Source organism: Azonexus sp. (assembly GCF_030824335.1).
Classification (GTDB): domain Bacteria; phylum Pseudomonadota; class Gammaproteobacteria; order Burkholderiales; family Rhodocyclaceae; genus Azonexus.
Window position 1 is genome coordinate 26,645 of sequence record NZ_JAVBXX010000019.1, and the last position, 23,579, is coordinate 50,223.

At 53.9% G+C, this 23,579-nt stretch carries 26 protein-coding genes; 14 read left to right on the forward strand and 12 right to left on the reverse strand.

Annotation, left to right across the window (positions count from 1 at the left end):
* The first annotated feature begins 88 nt into the window (after window positions 1–88).
* Window positions 89–325 carry a hypothetical protein gene (locus tag RCI20_RS12210; protein ID WP_306605892.1) on the forward strand — a complete coding sequence of 79 codons (237 nt, stop codon included), beginning with the start codon at window positions 89–91 and terminating at the stop codon, window positions 323–325.
* Between the two features lie 40 nt (window positions 326–365).
* Here the strand turns inward: RCI20_RS12210 and fliE are convergent, their stop codons facing one another.
* From fliE to RCI20_RS12225, 3 genes are read right to left on the reverse strand one after another with little or no spacing between them, the layout of a single operon-like run.
* The gene (fliE, locus tag RCI20_RS12215) at window positions 366–680 is read right to left on the reverse strand and encodes a flagellar hook-basal body complex protein FliE (protein WP_306606292.1); all 315 of its coding nucleotides are present in this window, start codon (window positions 678–680) and stop codon (window positions 366–368) included.
* 46 nt (window positions 681–726) lie between these two features.
* On the reverse strand, window positions 727–2,076 hold the full coding sequence (locus RCI20_RS12220) for a sigma-54 dependent transcriptional regulator (protein WP_306605894.1): 1,350 nt from the start codon (window positions 2,074–2,076) through the stop codon (window positions 727–729).
* 3 nt (window positions 2,077–2,079) lie between these two features.
* Entirely contained in the window at window positions 2,080–3,264 is a 1,185-nt protein-coding gene (locus RCI20_RS12225) for a PAS domain-containing sensor histidine kinase (protein ID WP_306605896.1), read from the reverse strand.
* Between the two features lie 107 nt (window positions 3,265–3,371).
* Here RCI20_RS12225 and fliF point away from each other — a divergent pair, with 107 nt between their 5' ends.
* From fliF to fliR, 13 genes are all read left to right on the forward strand, one after another.
* Window positions 3,372–5,117, forward strand: a complete 1,746-nt coding sequence (gene fliF, locus RCI20_RS12230; protein ID WP_306605898.1) for a flagellar basal-body MS-ring/collar protein FliF — start codon at window positions 3,372–3,374, stop codon at window positions 5,115–5,117.
* Entirely contained in the window at window positions 5,107–6,105 is a 999-nt protein-coding gene (gene fliG / locus RCI20_RS12235; protein WP_306605900.1) for a flagellar motor switch protein FliG, read from the forward strand. The genes fliF and fliG overlap by 11 nt, the downstream gene beginning before the upstream one ends.
* A gap of 4 nt (window positions 6,106–6,109) precedes the next feature.
* Complete coding sequence (locus tag RCI20_RS12240; RefSeq protein WP_306605902.1) at window positions 6,110–6,826, forward strand: flagellar assembly protein FliH; 717 nt, start codon at window positions 6,110–6,112, stop codon at window positions 6,824–6,826.
* Window positions 6,811–8,229: a flagellar protein export ATPase FliI gene (fliI, locus tag RCI20_RS12245; RefSeq protein ID WP_306605904.1), complete on the forward strand. Its 1,419-nt coding sequence runs from the start codon at window positions 6,811–6,813 to the stop codon at window positions 8,227–8,229. The genes RCI20_RS12240 and fliI overlap by 16 nt, the downstream gene beginning before the upstream one ends.
* Window positions 8,230–8,232: 3 nt before the next feature.
* Complete coding sequence (gene fliJ, locus RCI20_RS12250) at window positions 8,233–8,688, forward strand: flagellar export protein FliJ (protein ID WP_306605906.1); 456 nt, start codon at window positions 8,233–8,235, stop codon at window positions 8,686–8,688.
* Between the two features lie 62 nt (window positions 8,689–8,750).
* Entirely contained in the window at window positions 8,751–10,010 is a 1,260-nt protein-coding gene (locus RCI20_RS12255; protein ID WP_306605909.1) for a flagellar hook-length control protein FliK, read from the forward strand.
* 25 nt (window positions 10,011–10,035) lie between these two features.
* Window positions 10,036–10,605: a flagellar basal body-associated FliL family protein gene (locus RCI20_RS12260; protein ID WP_306605911.1), complete on the forward strand. Its 570-nt coding sequence runs from the start codon at window positions 10,036–10,038 to the stop codon at window positions 10,603–10,605.
* 6 nt (window positions 10,606–10,611) lie between these two features.
* The gene (gene fliM, locus RCI20_RS12265) at window positions 10,612–11,628 is read left to right on the forward strand and encodes a flagellar motor switch protein FliM (RefSeq protein WP_306605913.1); all 1,017 of its coding nucleotides are present in this window, start codon (window positions 10,612–10,614) and stop codon (window positions 11,626–11,628) included.
* Window positions 11,621–12,067 (forward strand): flagellar motor switch protein FliN, encoded by a 447-nt coding sequence (gene fliN / locus RCI20_RS12270; protein WP_306605915.1) that lies wholly within the window; start codon window positions 11,621–11,623, stop codon window positions 12,065–12,067. The genes fliM and fliN overlap by 8 nt, the downstream gene beginning before the upstream one ends.
* Window positions 12,068–12,165: 98 nt before the next feature.
* Window positions 12,166–12,591, forward strand: coding sequence for a flagellar biosynthetic protein FliO (gene fliO / locus RCI20_RS12275; protein WP_306605917.1), 426 nt, complete (start codon window positions 12,166–12,168; stop codon window positions 12,589–12,591).
* Entirely contained in the window at window positions 12,581–13,324 is a 744-nt protein-coding gene (gene fliP / locus RCI20_RS12280) for a flagellar type III secretion system pore protein FliP (RefSeq protein ID WP_306606294.1), read from the forward strand. The genes fliO and fliP overlap by 11 nt, the downstream gene beginning before the upstream one ends.
* A complete protein-coding gene (gene fliQ, locus RCI20_RS12285) occupies window positions 13,321–13,590 on the forward strand; it encodes a flagellar biosynthesis protein FliQ (RefSeq protein WP_306605919.1) in 270 nt (89 codons plus the stop codon). Before fliP ends, fliQ begins: the two co-directional genes overlap by 4 nt.
* A gap of 2 nt (window positions 13,591–13,592) precedes the next feature.
* Entirely contained in the window at window positions 13,593–14,378 is a 786-nt protein-coding gene (gene fliR / locus RCI20_RS12290; protein ID WP_306605921.1) for a flagellar biosynthetic protein FliR, read from the forward strand.
* Here the strand turns inward: fliR and RCI20_RS12295 are convergent.
* Genes RCI20_RS12295 through flgE form a run of 9 tightly spaced genes read right to left on the reverse strand, consistent with a single transcriptional unit; the run spans window position 14,372 to window position 23,576 of the window.
* Window positions 14,372–14,812 (reverse strand): hypothetical protein, encoded by a 441-nt coding sequence (locus RCI20_RS12295; RefSeq protein WP_306605923.1) that lies wholly within the window; start codon window positions 14,810–14,812, stop codon window positions 14,372–14,374. The two genes, fliR and RCI20_RS12295, sit on opposite strands and share 7 nt — an antisense overlap.
* Window positions 14,809–15,777 (reverse strand): flagellar hook-associated protein FlgL, encoded by a 969-nt coding sequence (flgL, locus tag RCI20_RS12300; RefSeq protein WP_306605925.1) that lies wholly within the window; start codon window positions 15,775–15,777, stop codon window positions 14,809–14,811. Before flgL ends, RCI20_RS12295 begins: the two co-directional genes overlap by 4 nt.
* A gap of 11 nt (window positions 15,778–15,788) precedes the next feature.
* The gene (flgK, locus tag RCI20_RS12305) at window positions 15,789–17,831 is read right to left on the reverse strand and encodes a flagellar hook-associated protein FlgK (RefSeq protein ID WP_306605927.1); all 2,043 of its coding nucleotides are present in this window, start codon (window positions 17,829–17,831) and stop codon (window positions 15,789–15,791) included.
* A gap of 52 nt (window positions 17,832–17,883) precedes the next feature.
* Entirely contained in the window at window positions 17,884–18,855 is a 972-nt protein-coding gene (flgJ, locus tag RCI20_RS12310; protein ID WP_306605929.1) for a flagellar assembly peptidoglycan hydrolase FlgJ, read from the reverse strand.
* Between the two features lie 30 nt (window positions 18,856–18,885).
* Window positions 18,886–19,986: a flagellar basal body P-ring protein FlgI gene (locus RCI20_RS12315; RefSeq protein ID WP_306605931.1), complete on the reverse strand. Its 1,101-nt coding sequence runs from the start codon at window positions 19,984–19,986 to the stop codon at window positions 18,886–18,888.
* 24 nt (window positions 19,987–20,010) lie between these two features.
* Window positions 20,011–20,667 carry a flagellar basal body L-ring protein FlgH gene (locus tag RCI20_RS12320; protein ID WP_306605932.1) on the reverse strand — a complete coding sequence of 219 codons (657 nt, stop codon included), beginning with the start codon at window positions 20,665–20,667 and terminating at the stop codon, window positions 20,011–20,013.
* Between the two features lie 9 nt (window positions 20,668–20,676).
* Window positions 20,677–21,459, reverse strand: coding sequence for a flagellar basal-body rod protein FlgG (gene flgG / locus RCI20_RS12325; RefSeq protein WP_306605934.1), 783 nt, complete (start codon window positions 21,457–21,459; stop codon window positions 20,677–20,679).
* Between the two features lie 12 nt (window positions 21,460–21,471).
* Complete coding sequence (gene flgF / locus RCI20_RS12330; protein ID WP_306605936.1) at window positions 21,472–22,215, reverse strand: flagellar basal-body rod protein FlgF; 744 nt, start codon at window positions 22,213–22,215, stop codon at window positions 21,472–21,474.
* Between the two features lie 23 nt (window positions 22,216–22,238).
* Window positions 22,239–23,576 carry a flagellar hook protein FlgE gene (gene flgE, locus RCI20_RS12335; RefSeq protein WP_306605938.1) on the reverse strand — a complete coding sequence of 446 codons (1,338 nt, stop codon included), beginning with the start codon at window positions 23,574–23,576 and terminating at the stop codon, window positions 22,239–22,241.
* Window positions 23,577–23,579: the final 3 nt, after the last annotated feature.

Below are 23,579 nucleotides of genomic sequence, written 5' to 3' on the forward strand. Positions count from 1 at the left end.
TTGGCGTCCAATATGTTTTTTTCTAAAAATGCAGTCTAGCAACATTCAACACCAGCACTTCTGGATTGAAATATCAATTGGCGCGCTGATGCTCATCAACGTCATCAATAGCCCGCTGGAAAAAGGCATCGTCGCCACAATTGTTCTTGGCCTAACGATCATCATCAGCCAGAACATCCGGAGAAGCCGTATTGCGGCACTCAAGAGGGCTGAGCAACGTAGACTCAGGGCAGAAGAGCAAGCGAGGCGGGAGGAAGAGCGCCGACAGAAACAGGAAGCTTTCCGTCAAGCACAACTGGAAGCCGCAAAGAAATACCTGGACTGATGAGGCGAGCGACCAGTTCACCACCCCAACGACATCCTAATCAGACCTGCATATTCATCATGTCCTGATAAGCCGTAACCAGCTTGTTGCGGACTTGGACCATTTCCTGAAAAGACACACTGGCAGTTTGCAGCGCAATCATCACTTCGTGCAGATTTTGGCTGCTATCACCCGCAGCAAGCTTTTCAGCCATTTCGTTAGCGGACTTCTGTGTCTGATTAACTTTATCGATCGAATTTTTCAGGGCCTCCGAAAAATCAGTCGAACCAGCAGCACTTTCTGCCGATTTGCCGGAAGCCTGTGTTGCGGTGGTCCGCAACACACTTAACATCTGTTCTATACCCTTGGTGTCCATCATCAACTCCTTCAGTCAAAAAGATTAAGCAAAAGATGGACCACGCTCAATCCTCATAATGACCTTCTTCGCGATACTGCTGCAATTTATAGCGTAATGTGCGCTCTGAAATACCCAAGCGCTCAATCGCCATCTTCCTCGAACCACCAACCTCTGCCAAGGTTTGCAGGATATGGTCGCGCTCCATATCCTTCATGTTTATATTATCGCCTTTTTTTTCCTGCCCCGAAACCGAGGAAGCAGCAGGTTGAAGCTTGCCACTTGGTTGCGCAGAGAGACTCAGATGTTCGGGATCAATTATCGAACCAGGTGCCATGATCAAAGCGCGCTGAACAACATTTTCCAACTCGCGCACATTGCCAGGCCAAACATAAGCGGTGAGCGCACACTCCGCTCCGGATGAGAAAGACATACCAACACGCCCAAAGCGGGCACCGTGCTCGACCAAGAAATGGCGGGCTATCGGAAGGATATCCAGAGGTCGTTGGCGTAGCGCTGGAATAGCCACGGGAAAAACATTTAACCGGTAGTACAAATCTTCACGGAATCCACCTTTGGCTACAGCTTCAGCCATATCCCGATTTGAAGTTGCCACAATACGGATATTCAGGGCAACCGGTTTCTTTCCCCCGACCCGTTCCACTTCACGTTCCTGCAAGACACGCAACAATTTGGCCTGAAGGCCCATGGGCATTTCCGTCACCTCATCGAGCAACAGCGTACCATTCTGGGCTTGCTCAAATTTTCCTGCCTGCGCTTGCTGAGCGCCGGTAAAGGCGCCCTTTTCATAGCCAAACAACGTGGCTTCGAGCAGGCTATCCGGTATCGCAGCACAGTTAATGGCGACAAACGGGCCATCATGCCGCGTCGAGTTTCGATGAATGAAGCGAGCAACCACTTCCTTGCCAACACCTGATTCGCCAGTGAGCAACACCGTCGCATCTGTTTGGGCAACACGTCGGGCCATCGCGAAAAGATCTCGACTGGCTACGTCTTCGGCAATTACCCCAGAGTCATCCCGGTTGGCTGCCAACTCATACTTGTTGATGTGACCAAGCAAAGCTTGAGGGGCAAAAGGCTTGAGTAAAAAATCGCACGCCCCGGAGCGCATCGCATCGACAGCCTTATCCACTTCGGCATAAGCCGTCATCAAAACCACTGGCAGATGAGGCAAGCGACTGCGAATTTCCTTGAGCAAGGTAATGCCATCCATGGGCATCATTCGGACATCACTGACCACAATCGAAAATGCTTTTTCGTCCAATACTTTAAGCGCAGCCAGACCACCATCAACCGCAACATAGGCGCGCCCGGCCAACTCCAGCGTGTCACCGATTGCTTCGCGCAAACTGGGATCATCTTCCACCACGAGAACCGGCAAACTATGTTCGCTCATTTTTCAACTTTCGCTTTGCGCCATGCATAAAGGCAATGTCATGACAAATTCCGCCCCGGCTTCGAGCACCAAAGAAACCTCAATGTTTCCGCCATGCGCCCTGGCCACGCCCAATGCAATAGCCAGACCAAGACCGGTTCCCTGCCCCTTGGTTGTATAGAAGGGTTCAAATATGCGATCGCGCTTATCTGGCGGAATCCCGGGGCCACTATCCCGAACGGAAAGCATCAGGCATTCGTTGCAAATTTTGCCGGCAAGGCAAATTTTGCCGCCTGACGGCGTCGCCTGCAGGGCATTTTCCAGCAGGTTTACCAAGGCACCGAACAAGGCTTTTCGGTCACCGACAATTATTGCGTTTGCGCACTGGTCGACCGTAACAAACTCGACCCCGTGCTCACGCATTAATGGCTCAAGTGTTTGCCCTGCCTCATACAGCAAATCTCTCGCCAAAATTACATCACGCCCGATGCTCTCACCTTTGGCAAAAAGCAACACATCCTGAATGAGTCGCTCCAGACGACGCAGTTGCCCGACAGCTTTCTCGGAAAACTTTGCCCTGGCCTCCTCGCCGATTCCTGGCTGGCCAAGATTTTCGGCGTACAAAAGCGCTGCAGCAAGCGGCGTACGCAACTGGTGCGCCAATGAAGCAGCCATCTCGCCCATTGCCGCAAGGCGCTGACTACGCTCCAGTTCCTCTTTCATCCGTTGCGCGGAACTGATGTCATGAATCAGTAGTATCTTGCCCTCCCCGGATGGCAAGACACTTTCCGCCATCGAGACAAAAGCCTCGCCCAAGCGCCACTCACCGACGGTCAGCGTCGGTGCCAGCGTTCGATTGACCACATCTCCCCAGTGCTCTCCCAGTGCCTGCTCGCCAAACATTGCGATCGCAACCGGATTAACAGCAGTGACACGGGCCCCAGAGTCCAACAACACCACCCCCGCCGGCAAGGCATCCAGCAAGGATGACAAGCGCTCTGACAAGGCCTCCTTTTCCCGATATTGACGACGTAATTCACCATTCGCCACGGCAAGTTCTTGCGTCAACGATGCCGCACGCCCCTGTAATGCTTCATAAGCCTGCGTCAATTCCGCCGAGACTTGGTTGAATACCGCAAATGCATGTTGCAATTCGGCGGTTTTGTCACGGGCCGCAGCGTCGACCGCAGTAGGCAAGGGATTAGTCATGAAAAAGTTCAGGTGAATTCAGCGCCGGTAATAGTAGAATATTTCTAGGAAAATTTGGCTTCATGATTGATTCTTCTTCTATTTCACCTTAATCGACTCGGCATTTGATGGCAGCAACAACTGAAAACTCCGCAGAAAACGCACCGCCGGAAAATCCGGTGGATCGCCTGCGTGAGTCTTTCAATCGCCTGAGCGGACAGCAGAAAATTGGCCTTGCCATAGCTATTGCGGCCATCATTTCAATCATCGTCGGTTTTATGCTTTGGAACCAGCAACCTGATTTCAAGGTACTCTTTTCCAATCTGAACGAAAAGGATGGCGGCAACATAATTGCCAGCCTTGAACAGCAAAATATCCCGCATCGCCTATCGAATAGTGGCGCTATCATGGTCCCCGGCGAGCGCGTACACGAAGTTCGCCTCAAGCTGGCCTCGGAAGGGCTACCACGCGGCGGCATGATCGGCTTCGAGCTGATGGAGAACCAGAAGTTCGGTATCAGCCAATTTGCCGAACAGGTCAATTACCAACGCGGCCTGGAGGGAGAACTTGCACGCACCATCATGTCGATCGGTGCGGTACAGTCTGCCCGCGTCCATTTGGCTATTCCGAAACCTTCCGTCTTTGTCCGCGAAGAGCAGAAACCCACAGCTTCCGTGATGCTCAATATGTATCCGGGGCGCTCCCTCGACAGCGCCCAAGTCGCCGGCATTACCCACCTGATTTCATCAAGCGTGCCACAACTTCAGTCGGCCAATGTCAGCATTCTTGACCAAAATGGTACGCTTCTTTCAACCCTGAAGAGCAAACTGACAGAAGCCGGACTCGATGCAACCCAGCTCAAATATGTTCGCGAACTGGAGAGCAGTATCAGCGGCCGGATTGAGGCGATTCTGAAACCAGTACTCGGCCCGGACAATTTCAAAGTACAGATTGCAGCCGATATCGACTTTTCACAAAGTGAGCAGACGGCAGAAACTTTCCGTCCCAATGCAACACCAGACTCGGGCAGCATTCGTAGCCAGCAAAGCAACGAAACGGCCAGCGTCAGCTCACCTGCCGGCGGCGTGCCGGGCGCCTTGACCAATCAGCCACCAGCACCGGCCACCGCACCACTGACAGCACCAGCGGCAGGTGCTGCTGCGACACCAACTCCGGCGACCAACATTCCCGGACGGATTGATGCAGCAGGCGTGACCGCACCGCTGAATGCCGCCGGCCAGCCAATCAATACCTCCAAGAACTCAACCATCAACTACGAGATTGATCGAACGATCCGCCATACAAAACAAGGCATGGGCGCCATACGTCGCCTGACGGCAGCTGTTGTGGTCAACCATCGCAAAGAGATTGACGCAAAAACCGGCAAAGAAGTTAACAAGGCTTTGGCGGACAATGAAATGAAGCAGATCAACGATCTGGTGCGGGAAGCGATGGGATTCAGCCAGGATCGCGGCGACTCCATTTCTGTTGCCAATGCGCCCTTCACCATGGCGGACAAAACCGACAACGCGCTGCCGCTCTGGAAAGATCCGGAAAATATCGCCTACGCCAAGGAACTGCTACAGTACGCCTTGATCGCGATGGTAATCGCCTTCCTGTATTTCAAGATCATTCAGCCAACCCTCAAGACCATGTTCCCGCCCCCCGAGACCGAGGAGGACCGACTTACGGCGGAAGGCGTCGCAGGTGCAGCGGGACACGTCAAAGTGCTGGGAGAAGACGGCGAAGAAGAGGATATCGTGCAGATCGACCACTATGCTGCCAAGGTACAAAAAGCGCGCGATTTCGCGCAGGCCGACTCCAAGGCGGTAGCCAACATTATCAAGGACTGGATCGGCGCCAATGCCAGCTGACGACGGACTGGAAAAAAGTGCAACCCTGCTGATCGCGCTGGGTGAAGATCACGCAGCCGAAGTTCTCAAACACCTCGGCCCCCGTGAAGTACAAAAGCTCGGTCACGCCATGGCCGCCCTGAAGAGCGTACCGCGCACAACCGTGGAAGCGGTACTTGATGAATTTCACAAGGATGCAGAAGAACATTCTGCGGTCCACGTGGATACCGATAGCTATATTCGTTCGGTACTGACCAAGGCACTGGGCGACGACAAGGCGTCGAACCTCATTTCCCGCATTCTGCAAGGTGGTGAAACCTCGGGCATTGAGGGATTGAAATGGATGGATGCGCAGACCGTCGCAGATCTGATCAAGAACGAGCACCCACAGATCATTGCAACAATTCTCGTCCATCTTGAGCATGATCATGCCAGTGAGATTCTCAACCACTTTACTGAGCGCCTGCGCAACGACGTCGTGCTACGCATCGCAACACTGGAAGGTATCCAGCCTGCGGCGTTGCGTGAATTGAACGAAGCCATGCTGCGGATTCTCTCCGGCTCCACAAGCATCAAACGAACGGCCATGGGCGGCGTACGTACCGTTGCGGAAATCCTCAATTTCATTGGCACCGCCAACGAAACCTCAGTGGTCGATGCAATCCGGGAATACGATCCCGACCTGGCACAAAAGATCCTCGATGAAATGTTCGTCTTCGAGAACCTGATGGATATCGACGACCGTTCGATCCAGATGATCATGCGCGAAGTTCAATCCGACTCGCTGGTCATGGCACTGAAAGGCGCCTCGCCAGAGTTGCGCGAGAAAATATTCAAAAACATGTCGCAGCGGGCAGCCGAGATGCTGCGTGAAGACCTCGAATCGAAGGGGCCGGTCCGCCTGTCGGAAGTCGAGGCCGAGCAGAAGGAAATCCTGAAGATTGTCCGCCGCCTGGCCGACGAAGGCCAGATCGTCCTCGGCGGCGCCGGTGGCGAACAGATGGTCTGACCCCATGTCCAGCGTCATCCCGAAAGAACAACTCGCAGCGTTCAGTCGCTGGCAAGCCAACGATTTCGACGGCAAGGTGGTCAAACCGGCAGCAGCACCAAGCCCCCCTCCTGCCCAAGAAGAAATCATCGAGGTCGACAGCGAAGATCACGGTGAAGTCGTCAGTGGCCCGGTCAACCTGCCGACTGCGGACGAAATCGAGCAAATTCATGAGCAAGCGCGTCAGGAAGGCTATCAGGCAGGACTAGAAGAGGGACGACAGGCAGGCGAAGCCGCGCTGCAGGAAGCCACGGCGCAGGAAATTGCCCGTATTGGCACGTTGACCGCAAATTTCACCAGTGCGCTGGCAAATCTCGACCAATCCGTTGCGGAACAGACTCTGGACCTGGCACTGGAGGTTGCAGCGCAGGTTGTCCGTACCGCACTGAATACACACCGTGAATTGTTGTTGCCCATCATTCGGGAAGCACTGCAGGCCCTACCGGTGCATCACGGCAATATCGCCCTGCACGCCAACCCGGACGACATTGCCAGCCTGCGTGAAGCGCTCAGCGAAACGCTGGGCCAAGGCAGCATGCACTTGGTGACGGACAGCACAATCAGCCCAGGTGGTTGCTTGCTGAAAGCCGGCCAAAGCGAAATAGATGCCACGCTGGAAACCCGCTGGAAGCGCGTCCTCGAAGCGATTGGTGTCGATCCTGAACAATGGCTGATCCGTTGAGCGATTCGGGCACCGACCATTCGGCCCGCTGGCGCAATTTTCTTGACAATTGCCGACATGCAGCGGGGAATGCCCAACCGATCTGGCCGAGCGGCCGCCTGACCCGAATTAATGGCTTGGTTATCGAAGCCTCCGGACTGAAGCTTCCATTAGGCAGCACTTGTCATATATTCCCCGGAAGCGGCGCGCCAATCGAAGCTGAAGTCGTTGGCTTCTCTGGCGAAAAACTCTACCTCATGCCATCCGACGACGTTTTCGGCTTGGCGCCGGGCGCCCGCGTCGTGCCTTTTGAGGCCCCCAGCCCGCAACCGCACGTCAACCAACCGAAGTACCTCAAGCGGCGCGCCATCGACCGGGCCAAGCAAGTTCCTGTCGGAGAGGAATTGCTCGGCCGGGTTCTCGACAGTGTAGGGCGCCCACTCGATGGTAAAGGCCCGCTGATCGCCGGCCACGCACGTTCATTGCAAAGCCGCCCGATCAATCCGATGAGCCGCGCAGCCATTGAACGCCCGCTGGATGTCGGCATTCGCGCCATCAATGCGCTGTTGACCGTCGGACGCGGCCAGCGCATGGGGCTTTTTGCCGGCTCAGGTGTTGGCAAGTCGGTTCTGCTGGGCATGATGGCCCGATATACCGAAGCCCAGGTTATCGTCGTCGGACTGATTGGCGAGCGAGGCCGCGAAGTCAAGGAGTTCATCGAACAGATTCTTGGCGAAGAGGGTATGCGACGCTCAGTCGTCGTTGCCGCACCGGCCGACAATGGCCCACTGATGCGCCTGCAAGGCGCAGCTTATGCCACGACGATTGCCGAATATTTCCGTGACCAGGGACAACACGTACTGCTGATCATGGACTCATTAACGCGTTACGCCATGGCCCAGCGAGAAATTGCCCTCGCCATTGGTGAGCCACCCGCCACCCGCGGCTATCCTCCCTCGGTTTTCGCCCGCTTGCCCCAACTGGTTGAACGGACAGGCAACGGCCCGGAAGGCGGTGGCTCGATTACCGCCTTCTATACAGTACTGGCTGAAGGCGATGATCAGCAAGATCCGATTGCCGACTCAGCACGCGCAATTCTCGATGGTCACATCGTATTATCCAGAACGCTGGCTGACGCCGGTCACTACCCAGCGATTGACATCGAACAATCCATCAGCCGTGCCATGGTAAATCTGATCGATCATTTCCAACTGGAAAACATACGCCGCTTCAAGGTACTCTTCTCGCGTTACCAGCGTTCACGTGACCTGATTGCTGTCGGTGCCTACGCGCCAGGCTCAGACCCGGTACTCGACCAATCAATTGCACTCTACCCACGCATGGAGGCATTCTTGCAGCAAAAGCTCACGGAAAAGTCTGATCGTGATAGTGCGGTAAACGAACTAGCCAATCTCTTCCGCTAATCAATGAGCCAAGCCTTTTCACTGCAGCCTCTGCTGGAACTCATGCAAACACGAACCGACGAAGCATCGCGCAAGCTCGGTCAATTGATTGCCAACGAGCAGAATGCGAAAAGTCGCCTGCAAATGCTCGAGGACTATCGCGCTGAATATGCAGACAAGCTACGCGAATCGATCACCCAAGGCATGACTCGTCAGACTCTGGCCAACTACCAAGAGTTTTTGGGGCGAATCGACGAGGCAATTACTCAGCAGACTGCGGCCGTTCGCCAATCCGAAGCCAATACCAGCCACGGCCAACAGCATTGGAAAGAACAAAACACCAGGCTAAAGGCCATAGACACCCTTTCAATTCGCCACGATGCAAAAGAACGACTGCGCGAAGGCAAAATGGAGCAAAAACTGCAGGACGAGTATTCAGCAAGGAAATTCGCCACTGCCCCCAAACCCGAGAACGACTGATACCCGACCAGGCATACTGCTTGCTTTAATCCAAGCAAACAACCTTCAAGGCGGAAAACAAGATGGGTATTTCTGTCGTGCCCTCCATGGCACTCAACGGCGGGAGCAAAACCTCCTCCGCATCCGGCACCCCGACTGGCGATCAGGCACCGATGGACTTTTCCTCACTCCTGGCAGGACAGATTGTCGACACATCGCTCGCCAATCAGCTCTCTATTCCTGATCAGCTCTCTATTCCTGATCAGCTCTCTATTCTTGATCAGCTCTCTATTTCCGGGCAATTACCTGTACTTACCGCCCCCCCATCTCTGAAGCCATCGCAAGACGAATCGGCCACTGAAAAAAAAGAAGCCATCGACCCTCTATCTTTGGCCAGTATCGCTTTTTTCGACAGTCTACCTCCACGCGAGATCAAGGGAAAAGATATAACGCAAGACTCTTTTACGGATCAAGAAACATCTCGCAGCACAAAAACTGGCAGCAATGCAACAGCAGACGATAGCGTTATCGCGTTTGGCGCAGGGGAAATTGCAGCTAACAACCATTTACTTGCTGGCATCACAACAACTAGCGACGCCAAGAGCGCACTAAGTACACGCAACGATGCAAAATCACTTGGCCCGATAACGGATGCCAAGGACCAAATTTCGCTCGAAACCGCCGAAAACCATCTCGCGAACGTAATGCCTGGCGCAAGCGACAAACAGGCAGGCAATCTAACAGGCAGCACGCCTCCTTCATTGGCAGCAGACATACTGCCGAGCAACAACGAGCCGGCAAAAGTTGCCGGCGACTCCCCGCAAAATGCCGGCACCAATTTCTCTTCCGCGTTAGCCGCGCAAGAAAAAATTCACAGCAACGCAGCAACACGTACCGACAATTCGCAAAATGTCGGCGTCCCGGTTAATGACCCTCGTTGGGCGCAACAAATAGGCGAACGCGTCGTTTGGCTGGCACGTGGCGACATTCAGAGCGCCCAAATCAACATCACCCCTCCGCAGATGGGGCCGATTCAAATCAACATCAGCCTTAACGGCGATCAGATGTCAGCCCACTTTGTTGCAGCCAACGCGGAAGTTCGCCAGGCACTGGACGAAGCCATGCCACGCCTGCGGGAAATGCTATCTGGCGCAGGCATCAACTTGGGGCAAGCAAACGTTGGATCGCAAACACCGCAACAGCAGCAATCCTCCGCGCAATTCGGCGAGACACCCCGTTCGAGAGGTGAAGACGCTATACTTTCGGCCGATAAGCACATGGACTCCAGCACGACGAGCCAGCCCGTCCTGCGCGGCAGGGGCTTGGTTGATCTATTTGCCTGAACGATAAACCTAAAAAGGAAAAAGCATGGCCAAGGATGCAAAGCCAGCCGAAGAAGGGGCAGATGGCGCCCCGAAGAAAAGCAAAAAGCTGCTTATCATCATAGTCGCTTTCTTTCTTCTGCTATTAATTGGCGGCGGAGGTGCGGCTTACCTGTTGATGTCGGGAGGTCATGACGAACTTGACGAGGAAGAAGCCGCAGAAGAAAACGTCAAGCCAAATAAAAAGGCTAACAAAAAGAAGGAAAAGTCTGCTCCTCCTGTATTTGTTAACCTCGACCCATTCACAGTCAATCTAGTCCCGGAAGTTGGTGACCAGTATCTGCAAGTCGCTCTCTCTGTCGAACTGGAAGATCCCACCGCCCAAGAAAGTCTAACTGTCTTGATGCCAAGAATTCGCAACAACGTTACGCTATTGCTTTCGAGCAGGAAAGCATCGGAACTGTTACCGAAAGAAGGCAAAGAAAAACTTGCCTCGGAAATCATGCAAGAGATCAACGATGCCATCAATCCGCCTGTCACAAACAAGCAAGGCGTCAAACAGCACTCCGAAGGACCGATCGTGTCCGTTCTGTTTACCTCTTTCATCATCCAGTAAGGAGCCATGGCCGGCGACTTTCTCTCCCAAGATGAGGTTGATGCCCTACTCAAAGGCGTCACCGGGGATACTGACGAGCCAGAAGCGGGAGTCAGCGAAGATACAAGCATCCGCTCTTATAACCTTGGCACGCAAGAGCGGATTGTCCGTGGCCGCATGCCAACGCTGGAACTGGTCAACGAACGCTTCGCCCGTTATCTTCGGATTGGCTTGTTCAATTACATGCACCGCAACGCGGAGATTTCGGTCGGGCCAATCCGGGTTCAGAAATACAGCGAGTTCATCCGAAATCTGGTCGTACCGACCAATCTGAACCTGGTCGCAGCCAAACCGCTGCGAGGAACGGCGCTCTTTGTTTTCGATCCGAACCTCGTGTTTTTGGTGGTGGACAACATGTTTGGTGGCGATGGCCGCTTCCATACCCGCGTTGAAGGCCGGGACTTTACCGCAACGGAACAAAGGATCATTCAGGGCTTGCTGGCAGTTGTTTTCAGTGAATATTCCAAATCCTGGAAACCAGTACACGAAATCACTTTCGAGTACATTCGTTCGGAAATGAACTCACAGTTTGCCAACATTGCCACGCCATCCGAAATCGTCGTTTCAACGTCGTTCACCCTGGAATTCGGTGGAGCGACCTCTGACATGCACATTTGCTTCCCCTACTCGATGCTTGAGCCGATCCGCGACCTGCTCTATAGCACGATGCAGAGCGACCAACTATCCACCGACAAGCGCTGGATAGGCACATTGCGCAAACAGTTACAGGGGGCCGAAGTAGAAATTGTTGCGCAACTCGGCTCAGGAAAAGTATCACTACGTGAAATATTGAAGCTCAAGCCGGGTGACGTCATCCCGATCACCATTCCAACGCATATTGAAGCCCTCGTAGACAACGTTCCGTTGATGGAATGCACGTATGGTCAACAGAACGGTCAATATGCACTTAAGCTGGAAAAATTCATTGCAACGCCAGCTGAAATCGCAGGTGGCGAACCCGTGAGGGGAGAAAAGAATGTCTGAGGAAATGGAAAACATCGAAAATATGGGCATGGAAGGCGACGACCAGATCAGCGAGGACGACTGGGCAGCAGCCATGTCCGAACAGACGACCCTTGATACACCAAGCACCACAACCGTCGCTCAGCCAGCGGATATCTTCCCGTCTTTTGGCGGACCAATGGCAGCCAGCGGGGTAATGAACGAGCTCGACATGATTCTGGACATTCCCGTCCAGATTACCGTTGAACTTGGGCGGACGAAAATCACAATCAAAAACCTACTCCAGTTGGCTCACGGTTCAGTCGTAGAACTTGATGCCATGGCAGGGGAGCCGATGGATGTTCTGGTCAACGGCACCTTGATTGCTCAAGGAGAAGTTGTTGTCGTCAACGACAAATTCGGCATTCGCCTGACCGATATTATTACGCCTTCCGAACGCATGCGAAAAATCAACCGCTAGCTGGAAAACCGGGGTTTTGCCATGTCGACCGCAAGAATGCCGAGACTTGGCTTTTGGGTTTAAGATAGCAGGCTTCTAAACCTTTGCCTGCCATCAACTTGCGTCGCCTTGCCTTCCTCGTTTTCACCCTTTTCCTGTCACTATCGGCTCATGCCAACGAGCCAAGTACAGCGGGAATTCCAACCGGCACCTACCTGCAGGCTACGCTCGCCCTGTTGCTGATCATTGGTCTCTTGTTCGGCGCAACCTGGGCCGCACGCAAGGTATCCGGCGGGAAAATGTTTGGACAAGGCAACATGAGAGTCATCAGCGGCATTGCCTTGGGACCACGCGAACGCATTGTGCTGATTGAAGTTGAAGACCAGTGGTTGGTCATCGGCGTCGTCCCGGGACAAATTCGTACGCTGCATACACTACCCAAAGGCAGTGACACAGTTTCCGGTGCGAGCACCAGAAACGGCACCGAAACATCGTTTGCCGAATGGCTTAAATCAATCAGGGAGCGCCGCGGCAATGCGAATTAAATGGTTGATCTCACTCCCGCTACTCTTCGTGGCAAGCCAGGTACTGGCACAGAATGCTGGACTGCCGGCACTAACCAGCACACCATCAGCCGGCGGCGGGACAACCTACGGCCTGACCATCCAGACATTGTTGCTGCTCACAGCAATGACCTTCATCCCACCCGCTATCCTGATGATGACCAGCTTCACCCGCATCGTCATCGTGATGTCATTGCTACGTCATGCCATGGGCACCCAAACAGCGCCGCCCAACCAGATCATCGTTGGCTTGTCGTTATTCCTGACTTTTTTCATCATGTCACCGACACTTGACCGGGTCTACACAGAAGCTTATGTCCCACTATCCGAAAACCGGATCAACATCATGCAAGCCGGTGAGCGCGCCTTGGAACCAATGCGCGCATTCATGCTGAAACACACGCGCGAGGCAGATATTGCGATGTTTGCCGGCGTCGCAAAAATCGAAAAAATTGCTACCCCGGAAGATATCCCGCTACGCATTCTGATTCCCTCCTTCGTGATCAGCGAGTTAAAAACCGCTTTTCAGATCGGATTCATCCTCTTCATTCCTTTTCTCATCATTGACATGGTGGTCGCCAGCATCCTGATGTCCATGGGTATGATGATGATGTCCCCTGTCATGGTCGCCCTCCCTTTCAAACTGATGCTTTTCGTGCTAGTGGATGGCTGGCACCTGATCATCGGCTCATTGGTCCAGAGTTTCAACGTATGACCCCCGGACTGGTCATGGAAATCGGCCGTCAGGCCATTGAGGTTACCTTGATGCTCTCGGCCCCCATGCTACTTGCCGCGCTGGCAATCGGTCTGGTCATCAGTATTTTCCAGGCGGCGACACAGATCAACGAGGCCACGCTGCAATTCGTTCCCAAGCTAGTAGGAATTTTCGCCGTCCTACTCTTCGCCGGCCCATGGATGCTGCAGTATATGGTCGACTACATTCAAAGACTGTTTGGTAGCATTCCCCAGATCATCGGCTAACCATGCTGACGCTCAATACGGCGCAAATTGATGCCTGGATCGTTTTTTACGCATTTCCTCTGGCACGCATTCTGGGCATGATCGTGACTGTTCCTTTGTGGAGCACGGCTGGCATACCACGCCGAACCCGACTCATTCTGGGTTTTGCCATTACACTTGCCATTGCCCCCGCCCTACCTCCGATGCCGGTCATCCAACCGGCCTCCTTAGCCGGGCTGTGGATATTGGCGCAACAGATGCTTATCGGTATTGCCATGGGTTTTGCGGCACGCGTAGTTTTTGCCGCCATCGATATGGCAGGAACCTTCATCGGATTCCAGATGGGTCTAGGGTTTGCTAGCTTCTTCGACCCGCTGCAGGGGGCACAAACACCTGTGCTAGCTGAATTTATTGGTTTGCTGGCGTTATTGCTGTTCATGGCTTTTGACGGCCACCTGCTTTACATTTCGACAGTTGCCCAAAGTTTTTATGCCATCCCGGTCGGCCCCGAAGCCCTTGCTGCCAGCAGTTGGAGGAATCTGGCGGAACTGGGAAGCAAGATATTTTCTGCAGGGTTGTTACTTGCCCTACCCGTCATCGTCGCACTGCTGATTGTCAATGTGGCACTTGGCGTATTAACCAAGGCGGCACCGCAACTCAATCTTTTTGCTCTGGGTTTTCCGGTAACGTTGATGGGTGGCTTCGTTGGTGTTGCTGTCTCACTGAACTACATTTCAGAACCACTGCACACTTTATTCGACTTCGCTCTGCAGTCGATGCTGGGTTTTGCCGTTCCAGCCAGTCAGTAAGCTGCGCTCCCGGAGAACGAATCCAAGCTTTCGCGTTTGACGAAACGTATCGTTCCTTCTGCAACTCTTCTAGCCCCAAAAGTTTGCGAATCGATACCTTCGCTGAATTCGAGAATCTGATAAGCAGCATGACCAAATTCATGTTGCAACTGGCTGGCCCGACGCTTCAGGATTTGCATTGACTCACCCCCGCCGCCGGTGTGAAAACGTTTCATTTTCATCGAAAATCGGTAGGTATCATCGCTCAAGCGGCTTTCCTCGATTTCCCAGTTGGGTGCCAGGGGGTCATAAATCACATACACCGCGGCCGCAACCACTGCCGCAGCCCCCCAATTAAGAGCGCTATTGCTAGCCAATGAAAACCCACCAACATTGTTACTGCTACATGCAGATGCCAACAACGCCACGCTAACAAGGAAAAAGTTTTTTTTCACAAGATATTGAAGAGGGTTAATTGGCTAGTTTGCTTGAAGGTCAGTTGCGTCGCTTCAAGCTGCGTCTGCAGACGAGTGAAACGTGAGATCGCTTCGGTGTAATCGAGATCCTGCAGTTCTGCGAGGCGAACATCATAGAGATAGTTAACATCGTCGGATGTTTTTGTCAGCCCGTCGAGTGCATTCATCCGAGCACCCAACGTGGCGCGAATATTGGCGACATGCGCCAACCCAGACTCCAGCGTTGTTTGAGCAGTCTCTAATTCATTTAAGTCAAAGGGAACCGCATCAGAGGGATCGACGAGAGCAATCAAATTCTGGATGCTGTCGAACATGCTCTCACCGATGACATCGCCCTGTGCAGTACGAACCTGCATGAACACATCAATGCCGTTGACAGAGACGGGCATCTGCTTTGAAGAGCTCACCTGCACCGCCGGACCACCAGCATCCCCTTTATAGCTCACGGAGGTTGTTGCCAAGTCATACTTTGCTGGCGGCGGGACCAAGGTATTTTGGACAAACGGACCACCAGCTACCGTCGACTTGTTACCGGCAAATATATAAAGCCCGGTACCATCCTGAGCGTTGGCAAATTCAAGAATGCTGTTGAAATTGAGTTTCAACTCCGCTGCGATCATGCCGCGCTGCGAATCATTAAGAGTAGGATTTTTCGCTTCCGCCGCCTGTTCGATAATACGAGTCAGGCGCTCACCCACGCCTGCCACAACAGCCTCGGTCGTGCCGATCTGCATCATTGCATCGGCCTGATTTTCGAGAAATTGCTTATTGACACCTTTCGACTGCGTGACCTCAAGCGCTTCCGAAGCGCCGATGGGGTCATCAGCAGGCGTCAGCATACGCCGGCCGGTAGACAATTGATTCTGGGTCTGAAACATCTGGCTTTGCAAAGTCATCAAACCTTGCAAACCGGTGCTATAGATCATTGAGGAACTGACACGCATGATGCTTCTCCTTACCTGATCGAGATGATGGTATCGAACAGGGTTCCACCAATCTCCAAGACCTTGGCTGCGGCTTGGTAGGCTTGCTGGTATTTCATCAAATTGGCGGCCTCTTCATCCAGATTAACAGCCGACAAGGCATCACGCCCATTTGTCGCCTGCTTCAAGACTGCCTCTTGCGATGCCAATCTTACCTTGGCTTCGCGCGTGCGAATCCCGTTATCCGCCACTAGTCGCGCGTAAGACGTCTGATACGATGCAGTACCGCCTGCCGTGGTGTTAGCGGTCTGCAACTTGGCGAACAGCAAGGCATTACGCCCATCCTGCGCAGCCCCCTGACTCGCCTCAATGGTAAAGGTATCGCCAGCATTCGGCCGGCCATCGACCTTGAAATATGTGTTGTCGATATTAAAACCCACCAACGTCCCCCGCACCACATCGGTCAACGGGATCGGGTCAGCCCCAGCACTGGTAGCGAACACGAATGCAGGGTCATTTAGATTGTCATTAGAATAGATAGCCGTCCAATTACCTGCTCCGGTGTAGCTCAGGTTAATGTCCGTCGCTGTCGCCGTAACGGTCATCGGCAAACTGGCCATGGAATAGCCACCAGCAACCACGCCCTGCCCAAGCACCATCGACCCCGTATTGGCACTATTCGGAACCGTCCGAACCGGCGCGCCAGCCGCCACCATGCGTGGATCGGCAAGAATTCGCTCGTTGACCGTAATATTTCGCGATGCTTCGGCAAATGGGCTGATCATGAATCTATCGCCGGCAGCGCCACTCACATCGATGTCAAGCGAAATGCCATCAAAAGTTACCGTTCCGGTACCCGTCCCTGTCGCCACGCTTTGATTGTCTGACAAGCGGCGAATCGTGTAATCCCCACCGGCGTCAAAGGTCAGGTGATAATCGTTGGGCTGAAGTTGGGTATAGAAGGACCCCGAATAGGTAGGTGGTGATGGCTGCTCCGGTGGCATGAATTTCACATTGGAAATAACGCCCGTACCGCTGCCATAAGTACTTTCAGTAATCTTGGGTGCCGGCACCGAGAAAAACTCACCTTCAAACCCGGCCTGTCCGTCGATTCGGCCAAGCAAATCCTGACCTAATCCATACTGCGCATTGAAAGTCAGGCTCATCGAAACGGCGACACGGCCCAACTCGTTCTTTGCAGCATCGAGTGATTGTTTTCTAAAACTCACCAGACCGCCGAGTTCACCACCGACGATCAACGACTCGGGCAACTCCTGGCTACCGCCAGCCGTCTTGAGGGCAACCACGATGCGTGATGGGTCCAGACTGGAAGCGACCGCACGCATTTCGCTGACATTGCCGCCAACGACCAGTTGTTGACCGTTGCCCACGAATACATTGGCCGCACCATTCGAGTCTATCGTCGAACTGACCTTGATCATCTTGTTGACTTCGCTCATCAGGTAGTCACGCTGATCAAGCAGGTCGTTGGCCGGCTGGCCGTATGAGGCTTGCGACAGCACGATACGCTGATTGAGATCAGCAATTTCGTAGGCGTAGGCGTTGATATCCGCGACCGCACTTTGAATACGACCGTTCAATTGCTGATCGATTTCCGAGAGGCGACTTTCCAGATTGCTAAAACGATTAACCAAGGTCTGAGAGGTCGTCAGCATCGATTGGCGCGCAGGCAAAGACGAAGGGTTCGAAGCCACCTGCTGCACACCGGTGAAAAACTCCTGCAATGCGGGCGACAACCCGGCTTCGGGGTCAGCCAGCATCAGATCGATCTGGGATAACTGACTGAACTGCGTATCGAAAAAGCTGACCTGCGTTTGTGCCGATTTAACCCGCCCCTCAAGAAATTGATCGTATTCCCGCTTGACGGTGGTGACATGCACCCCTTGGCCGATCGCACCCGAGCCCGTATTGACCGAAATGTTTGTCGCCAGAATAGCACTCTGCCGGGTGTAACCCGGAGTATGCGCGTTCACGATATTGTGCTCGGTCGTCATCAAGGCAACCTGTGCTGCGCGGATGCCGGTGACGCCAATGCTTAAAAGTCCTGTGCCCATGATTCACCTCATTAGGGTCTACGGCCAAAAAGCCGAAATATTGAGGCGCAGATCAGCCGATTAGTGCCTGACGCAGCGTTGGACCATTAATGATGCGGGACAACTTGTCTGCGTACATGGGATCGGTGGCATAACCCGCCTGTTGTAATTGACGAGCAAACTCTGTGCCATCCTGCGAACCAATCACGCCACTATAGCGCGGGTTATTGCGTAGAAGCGACGCGTAGTCACGGAACGCTTCACCGTAAGAGCCATAGGCGCGGAATTTCTCGACGACTTGTTGCGGCTTGCCGTCGATATATTCAGTAGTAACGGTATCAACCGTCTCACCTGTCCAGTTTTTACCGGCCTTGATGCCGAACAAATTATGCGTACCAGAGCCATCTGGACGACGTATTTCACTCTTCCCCCAACCACTTTCCAAGGCTGAATGCGCAACAAGAAATTGGGGGGGGATGCCGGTTGACCGCGAAGACTCAACCGCATGCGGCCAAACCTGAGTGATAAATGCGCGCGTCGACTCGGGTGCGGCACTGCCCGATTCCAGCATCTGCGTCGCCTTGGCTGTCTGTGCAGCATAAACCGCCGAAGTCGGCAGGCTACTCAAGACCTCGCGAAACTGCAGATTCTTCGCCACCGGAACATCCAGCGGCAAACCTTTGCCGGCAAGGATTGCCGAAATATCACCGCTAACGTCTTGCGCAGCTTCCGCACCAAGCTGCTTGCCGAGTTGCTGTTCAATCAATTTGGCAAAACCGACGCCTTTACCGGATGTTGCCATGTTCTGGGCCATTTGCTGATCGAGCAAGCCGTTATAAAACTTGGTCTGATCACTCTGCAACAAGCCATCGGTGGGCACAGTATCCCGCATACTTTTGAGCACCATCTGCAAAAATAGCGTCTCGAACTGCTGTGCAGCAGCCTTCAGACCACCTTGCGGGTCTTTTTTGAACTGACTGCGCAAATCCTGCGAAGCCTGGACATCGAAAGCAGCTCGGTTAGGCGCATTCTGGATTTTGGTCATGCCTTATATGCCTTATATGCCTTATATGCCTCAGATGACTTCAAGCTCGGCCCGCAAGGCCCCTGCGGCTTTCATCGCCTGCAGGATTGCCAGCAAATCCATCGGATTAGCTCCGAGAGAATTCAGCGCCTTGACCACATCGGCCAGACTTGCACCTGCCTTCACATTGATCAGGCTGCCACTGTCCTGATTCACCTGCACATCAGCCCCTTGACCAGCACGACCGGCATCGACCACGACGGACAAGTTACCGTGAGCTACCGAGCAAGGTAGCAAGGCCACACGCTGATTCATCACCACCGAACCGGTACGTGGATTGACGACCACTTTGGCTATTGCCAGTGCTGTGCGAATTTCGATATTTTCCACACGACCGAGAAAAGCCACCCGGGCATCGGGTGCTTCTGGCGCTCGCAAGGCAATCCGCCGGCCGTCAATCGCCTGTGCAGTACCTTCGCCCATGACCTTGTTGATCGCATTGACAGCATTCAGCGCCGTGCCGAAATCTGACTCGGCCAGCTCGTAATAAACGAAGCCCCCTTGCCCCAGCATCGTCGGCACACTGCGTTCTACCGTCGCGCCTCCTGGGATTCTGCCTGCCGAAAGATGGTTGACCGTAACACTGGTCCCGCCACCTCCGGCCCCAGCACCGCCAACCATCACATTCCCCTGGGCCATTGCATAAACCTGCCCATCGGCCCCTTTCAGCTGGGTCAACAGCAACGTGCCGCCACGCAGGCTTTTTGCATTACCGATGGATGAAATGGTGACATCCATTGGCTGACCGGGCTTGGCAAAAGGCGCAAGGTTTGCAGTAATCATCACTGCTGCCACATTTTTCAGTTGCAACTTGGTTGCTTGCTCAGGGGTCACGCTGATCCCCATCTGCGACAGCATGTTGCCCATGGCCTGCGTCGTAAATGGTGTCTGGGTCGTTTGATCTCCCGTCCCATCCAGACCAACCACGATCCCATAACCGATCAACTGGTTGTTGCGCACCCCCTGCAAACTGGCCAGATCTTTCAAGCGCTCGGCACTGGCTGGCGTAACGAACAACAGCCCCAAGCAACTGACGAGAAAAACAGCACGCCAGAAACGTTTGGTGAGAGAGTTGGCGAATTTAGCGGTCATGATGATCGGGGCCGGCAATCGAAACTAGAATGGCAGAACACTAAGAAAGAAACGTGCCAGCCACCCCATAACCTGCCCCTCGGCAACCTGCCCCGAGGTTTTATACTCGATCCGTGCATCCGCAATTTTTGCCGACTCGACCGTATTGGCAGAATTGATGAAGGTCGGATTCACAACGCCAGAAAGACGGATGAACTCCTGCTCTTCGCCAATCGAAATTTGTTTTTCACCGGAAACCAGCAAATTACCGTTAGGAAACACATCAATCACAGTCACCGTCAAATTGCCGGTGAACAAGGCATTATTTGCCGCCTCGCCTTTGCCGCTGAAACTGGTTTCGCTGGCCATACTCATGTCCAATCCGCCCAGCCCCGTGAGCGGCAAGCCAGCGAAGGACTTGACCGAGGCGGACTGCGTACCACTACGATCAAGTTTGTTGCTGGCCTTTTTTGAGGCTGATGCATTTTCGGTGATCTTGACGGTAATGGTATCGCCGACAAAACGGGCTCGCCTGTCTTCGAACAAAGGACGGCTGCTCGCCGCCTGATAGATGCTGCCGTTGGCCACGGGCGCAATATCGCGCGCAGCTGGCCGGGCACTCATCGGCTGATGAACATTGGTTGGAGGAACAGATGTACACGCAGCGGAAAAAACACAGGCCAGCAAAATGAAGCGTTTCATGATTTCACCTCACAGTTGGGTCAGACGGCCCAGCATCGTGTCCGAGGTGGAAATCACCTTTGAATTCAACTCGTAAGCGCGCTGCGTCTGAATCATGGTGACCAATTCTTCGGCCACATTGACGTTGGAAGTTTCGACATAGCCTTGGTTAACCGAACCCGCGCCATTTGCACCAGGGGCATTCGGGGTGGGTGCGCCACTGGCAGCCGTTTCGAGAAACAGATTTTGACCAATACTCAGCAAACCACCGTTGTTCACAAAGGTCGCTACCTGAATCGCTCCCAATTCGGTCGGCGCGGCAGCGCCCGGCTGCGTAACGCTGACTGTCCCGTCGGCCGCCACGGAGACCGACAAGGCATCCTGCGGGATGAGGATTGCCGGTTGAAGCGGATAACCTTCCGAGGTCACTATCTGGCCTTGGTTATCCTTTTGAAAAGATCCGTCGCGGGTATAAGCGGTTGTTCCGTCCGGAAGCTGAATTTGGAAAAAACCGTTGCCATTGATCGCGATATCCAGCGCATTGTCAGTTTTTTGCAAATTTCCCTGAGTAAAGACACGCGCCGTCGCTACCGGACGAACCCCGGTGCCTAGCTGCAAGGCAGTAGGCACTTGGGTTTGTTGCGAAGTTTGCGCCCCTGGCTGGCGAATGTTTTGGTAGAGCAAGTCTTCAAACACTGCACGGGCACGCTTGAAACCATTCGTGCTGACATTGGCCAGATTGTTCGAAATCACATCGAGCTGAGTCTGCTGCGCATCAAGGCCGGTGCGGGCAATCCACAAGGAACGGATCATTTTATTTTCCTATCAACCATTGAGTGACAGCAGCTGATCGGCGCGCTGGGCGTTCTGATCGGCGGTCTGCATCATTTTTATCTGGAGTTCGAACTGGCGGGAAAGGCTGATCAAATTGACCATCGCATCCGTCACATTGACATTACTGCCCTCAAGGGCACCGGAAGCCACACGAACATTTTCATCAGCCGGCGCCGGATTTCCGCTACGCAAACGAAACAAGCCATCGGCACCACGTACCAACTCGCTTTCCGGCGGATTGACCAGTTTCAGGCGCCCTACCGGGTTCACGTTATTAGGCGTGCCAAATGCCGGAATGATCGATACCGTGCCATCGGCGCCAATCTCGATATTATTGTCGGGCGGAATGGCGATGGGCCCACCATCACCAAGTACCGTATGACCGCTCTTGGTCTTTAGTTGTCCAGTGGCATCAACATCCAGGCTGCCGGCCCGCGTGTAGGCTTCACTGCCATCCGGCAACTGAACGGCCAACCAACCTCGCCCCTGGACAGCGACGTCCAGATTACGACCGGTGAACATCAGCGGGCCGTCATCGAAAACATCAGCCACTGAGGCGTCGACCACAAAAGCACGCGTCGGCATGGCTTCAGTCTGAATATCCACGGCCCGAAAACGATGCTCCTGTGCCTTGAACCCGATCGTGCTGGCATTGGCCAGATTATTCGCCGTCCCGGCTTGCTGCATGAAAACATGCTTGGCACCGGTCATCGCGGTATAGATCAGACGGTCCATGTCAGTGCCTCGTTAGATTAGCGTTAGCGCAGGTTGACCAAGGTCTGCAAAACCTGATCCTGCGTTTTGATTGACTGCGCATTGGCTTGGTAGTTACGCTGGTTGGTAATCAGGTTCACCAATTCTGACGTCAGGTCGACGTTGGATTCTTCAACCGAAGATGAAGTCAGCACCCCGAGTGCAGAGGTTTTTGGCGCACCAACCATCGGTGGTCCAGACATCGAGGTTTCCACCCACTGGTTGTCACCCTGCGGCTGCAAGCCATTGCTATTGGTGAAGTTGGCGAGAACAATCTGGCCCTGGGCAAAAGTCTGACCGTTGCTGTAACGGCCGAGAATCACACCATCGTTACCGACCGACAAACCGACCAAGGTGCCAGCCGTAAAGCCATCCTGCTCCAGACGGTTAGTCCCTGAAGACGTGCCATGCTGGGTACTGCCAAAAAAATCGACATCAAAGGCAAACGGTGTCGATGCGTTGTTGGTCCCGCCAAGATCGGTCACGACGGCATCAAGGTCGACACTGACCGTCATCGCATTGGGGGGAACGCCATTGAGCAGAGTGCCATTTGAATCAAACTCCAAGGGTACCCCACCACCAATCGTCACATGGGCATTCGTCGTACCATCCATCGTGGCAAAGACATTCCATGTCGAATTACCGCCGGCTGACGCCGCGTCATCCTTACGGAAAAAGTAAGTCAGCGTGTGATCATTCCCGAGGCTGTCAAACACGGTCAGCGCGGTTGAAAAATGATAGGTTTCGGGATTCGGGGTCCACGTACCGGTGGCGGGGCCATTAACCCAAGGCGGCATCACCTTGCCGGCTGCGTCCGTTTCGCTCAGACGTGAATCGAGGTTCAGATTGATTTTCACCCCCTTAAACGCACTATTATCATTCTGCCCGGTGGCGACCGGCGCCAGATTGGAGGCAGAAATTTGCAAGGGCTTGGGTGTTGAGGGCACGATGATGCCCGATTGCGCTGTGTACCCCGTCAATTTCATTTCCTGGTCGTTGACGATGTAGCCGTTCTTATCCAGGTGAAATTGACCATTTCGCGAGAAAGACACCGCGCCCCCCGTATCCATGCGGAAAAACCCAGCACCGTTGATCGAAATATCCAGCGGATTATTGGTCGTCGAAATATTGCCTTGGGTGAATTGCTGTTGTACGGCAGCCAGGTTAACGCCAATCCCGATCTGCCCAGCCCCAGCTCCATTCAGGGAGGCGGCATAGACATCGGCAAAATGCGATACGGATTGCTTGTAACCGACTGTACTTGCATTGGCGATATTGTGGCTGGTGACATCGATTGCTTTGCCGGCGACGGTCAGGCCGCTAAGTGCTTGTTGGAATGCCATTTG

Coding starts and splice junctions, on each gene's coding strand:
- fliI (WP_306605904.1), top strand. CDS start 6,811: ATGGCTGATCCGTTGAGCGATTCGGGCACCGACCATTCGGCCCGCTGG.
- fliJ (WP_306605906.1), top strand. CDS start 8,233: ATGAGCCAAGCCTTTTCACTGCAGCCTCTGCTGGAACTCATGCAAACA.
- fliN (WP_306605915.1), top strand. CDS start 11,621: ATGTCTGAGGAAATGGAAAACATCGAAAATATGGGCATGGAAGGCGAC.
- flgE (WP_306605938.1), bottom strand. CDS start 23,576: ATGGCATTCCAACAAGCACTTAGCGGCCTGACCGTCGCCGGCAAAGCA.
- fliQ (WP_306605919.1), top strand. CDS start 13,321: ATGACCCCCGGACTGGTCATGGAAATCGGCCGTCAGGCCATTGAGGTT.
- RCI20_RS12225 (WP_306605896.1), bottom strand. CDS start 3,264: ATGACTAATCCCTTGCCTACTGCGGTCGACGCTGCGGCCCGTGACAAA.
- RCI20_RS12210 (WP_306605892.1), top strand. CDS start 89: ATGCTCATCAACGTCATCAATAGCCCGCTGGAAAAAGGCATCGTCGCC.
- fliP (WP_306606294.1), top strand. CDS start 12,581: ATGCGAATTAAATGGTTGATCTCACTCCCGCTACTCTTCGTGGCAAGC.
- RCI20_RS12320 (WP_306605932.1), bottom strand. CDS start 20,667: ATGAAACGCTTCATTTTGCTGGCCTGTGTTTTTTCCGCTGCGTGTACA.
- RCI20_RS12260 (WP_306605911.1), top strand. CDS start 10,036: ATGGCCAAGGATGCAAAGCCAGCCGAAGAAGGGGCAGATGGCGCCCCG.
- flgK (WP_306605927.1), bottom strand. CDS start 17,831: ATGGGCACAGGACTTTTAAGCATTGGCGTCACCGGCATCCGCGCAGCA.
- RCI20_RS12315 (WP_306605931.1), bottom strand. CDS start 19,986: ATGACCGCTAAATTCGCCAACTCTCTCACCAAACGTTTCTGGCGTGCT.
- RCI20_RS12255 (WP_306605909.1), top strand. CDS start 8,751: ATGGGTATTTCTGTCGTGCCCTCCATGGCACTCAACGGCGGGAGCAAA.
- fliF (WP_306605898.1), top strand. CDS start 3,372: ATGGCAGCAACAACTGAAAACTCCGCAGAAAACGCACCGCCGGAAAAT.
- fliG (WP_306605900.1), top strand. CDS start 5,107: ATGCCAGCTGACGACGGACTGGAAAAAAGTGCAACCCTGCTGATCGCG.
- RCI20_RS12220 (WP_306605894.1), bottom strand. CDS start 2,076: ATGAGCGAACATAGTTTGCCGGTTCTCGTGGTGGAAGATGATCCCAGT.
- RCI20_RS12240 (WP_306605902.1), top strand. CDS start 6,110: ATGTCCAGCGTCATCCCGAAAGAACAACTCGCAGCGTTCAGTCGCTGG.
- fliR (WP_306605921.1), top strand. CDS start 13,593: ATGCTGACGCTCAATACGGCGCAAATTGATGCCTGGATCGTTTTTTAC.
- flgF (WP_306605936.1), bottom strand. CDS start 22,215: ATGGACCGTCTGATCTATACCGCGATGACCGGTGCCAAGCATGTTTTC.
- flgJ (WP_306605929.1), bottom strand. CDS start 18,855: ATGACCAAAATCCAGAATGCGCCTAACCGAGCTGCTTTCGATGTCCAG.
- fliM (WP_306605913.1), top strand. CDS start 10,612: ATGGCCGGCGACTTTCTCTCCCAAGATGAGGTTGATGCCCTACTCAAA.
- flgG (WP_306605934.1), bottom strand. CDS start 21,459: ATGATCCGTTCCTTGTGGATTGCCCGCACCGGCCTTGATGCGCAGCAG.
- fliE (WP_306606292.1), bottom strand. CDS start 680: ATGGACACCAAGGGTATAGAACAGATGTTAAGTGTGTTGCGGACCACC.
- flgL (WP_306605925.1), bottom strand. CDS start 15,777: ATGCGTGTCAGTTCCTCAATGATCTATAGCACCGGTTTGCAAGGTTTG.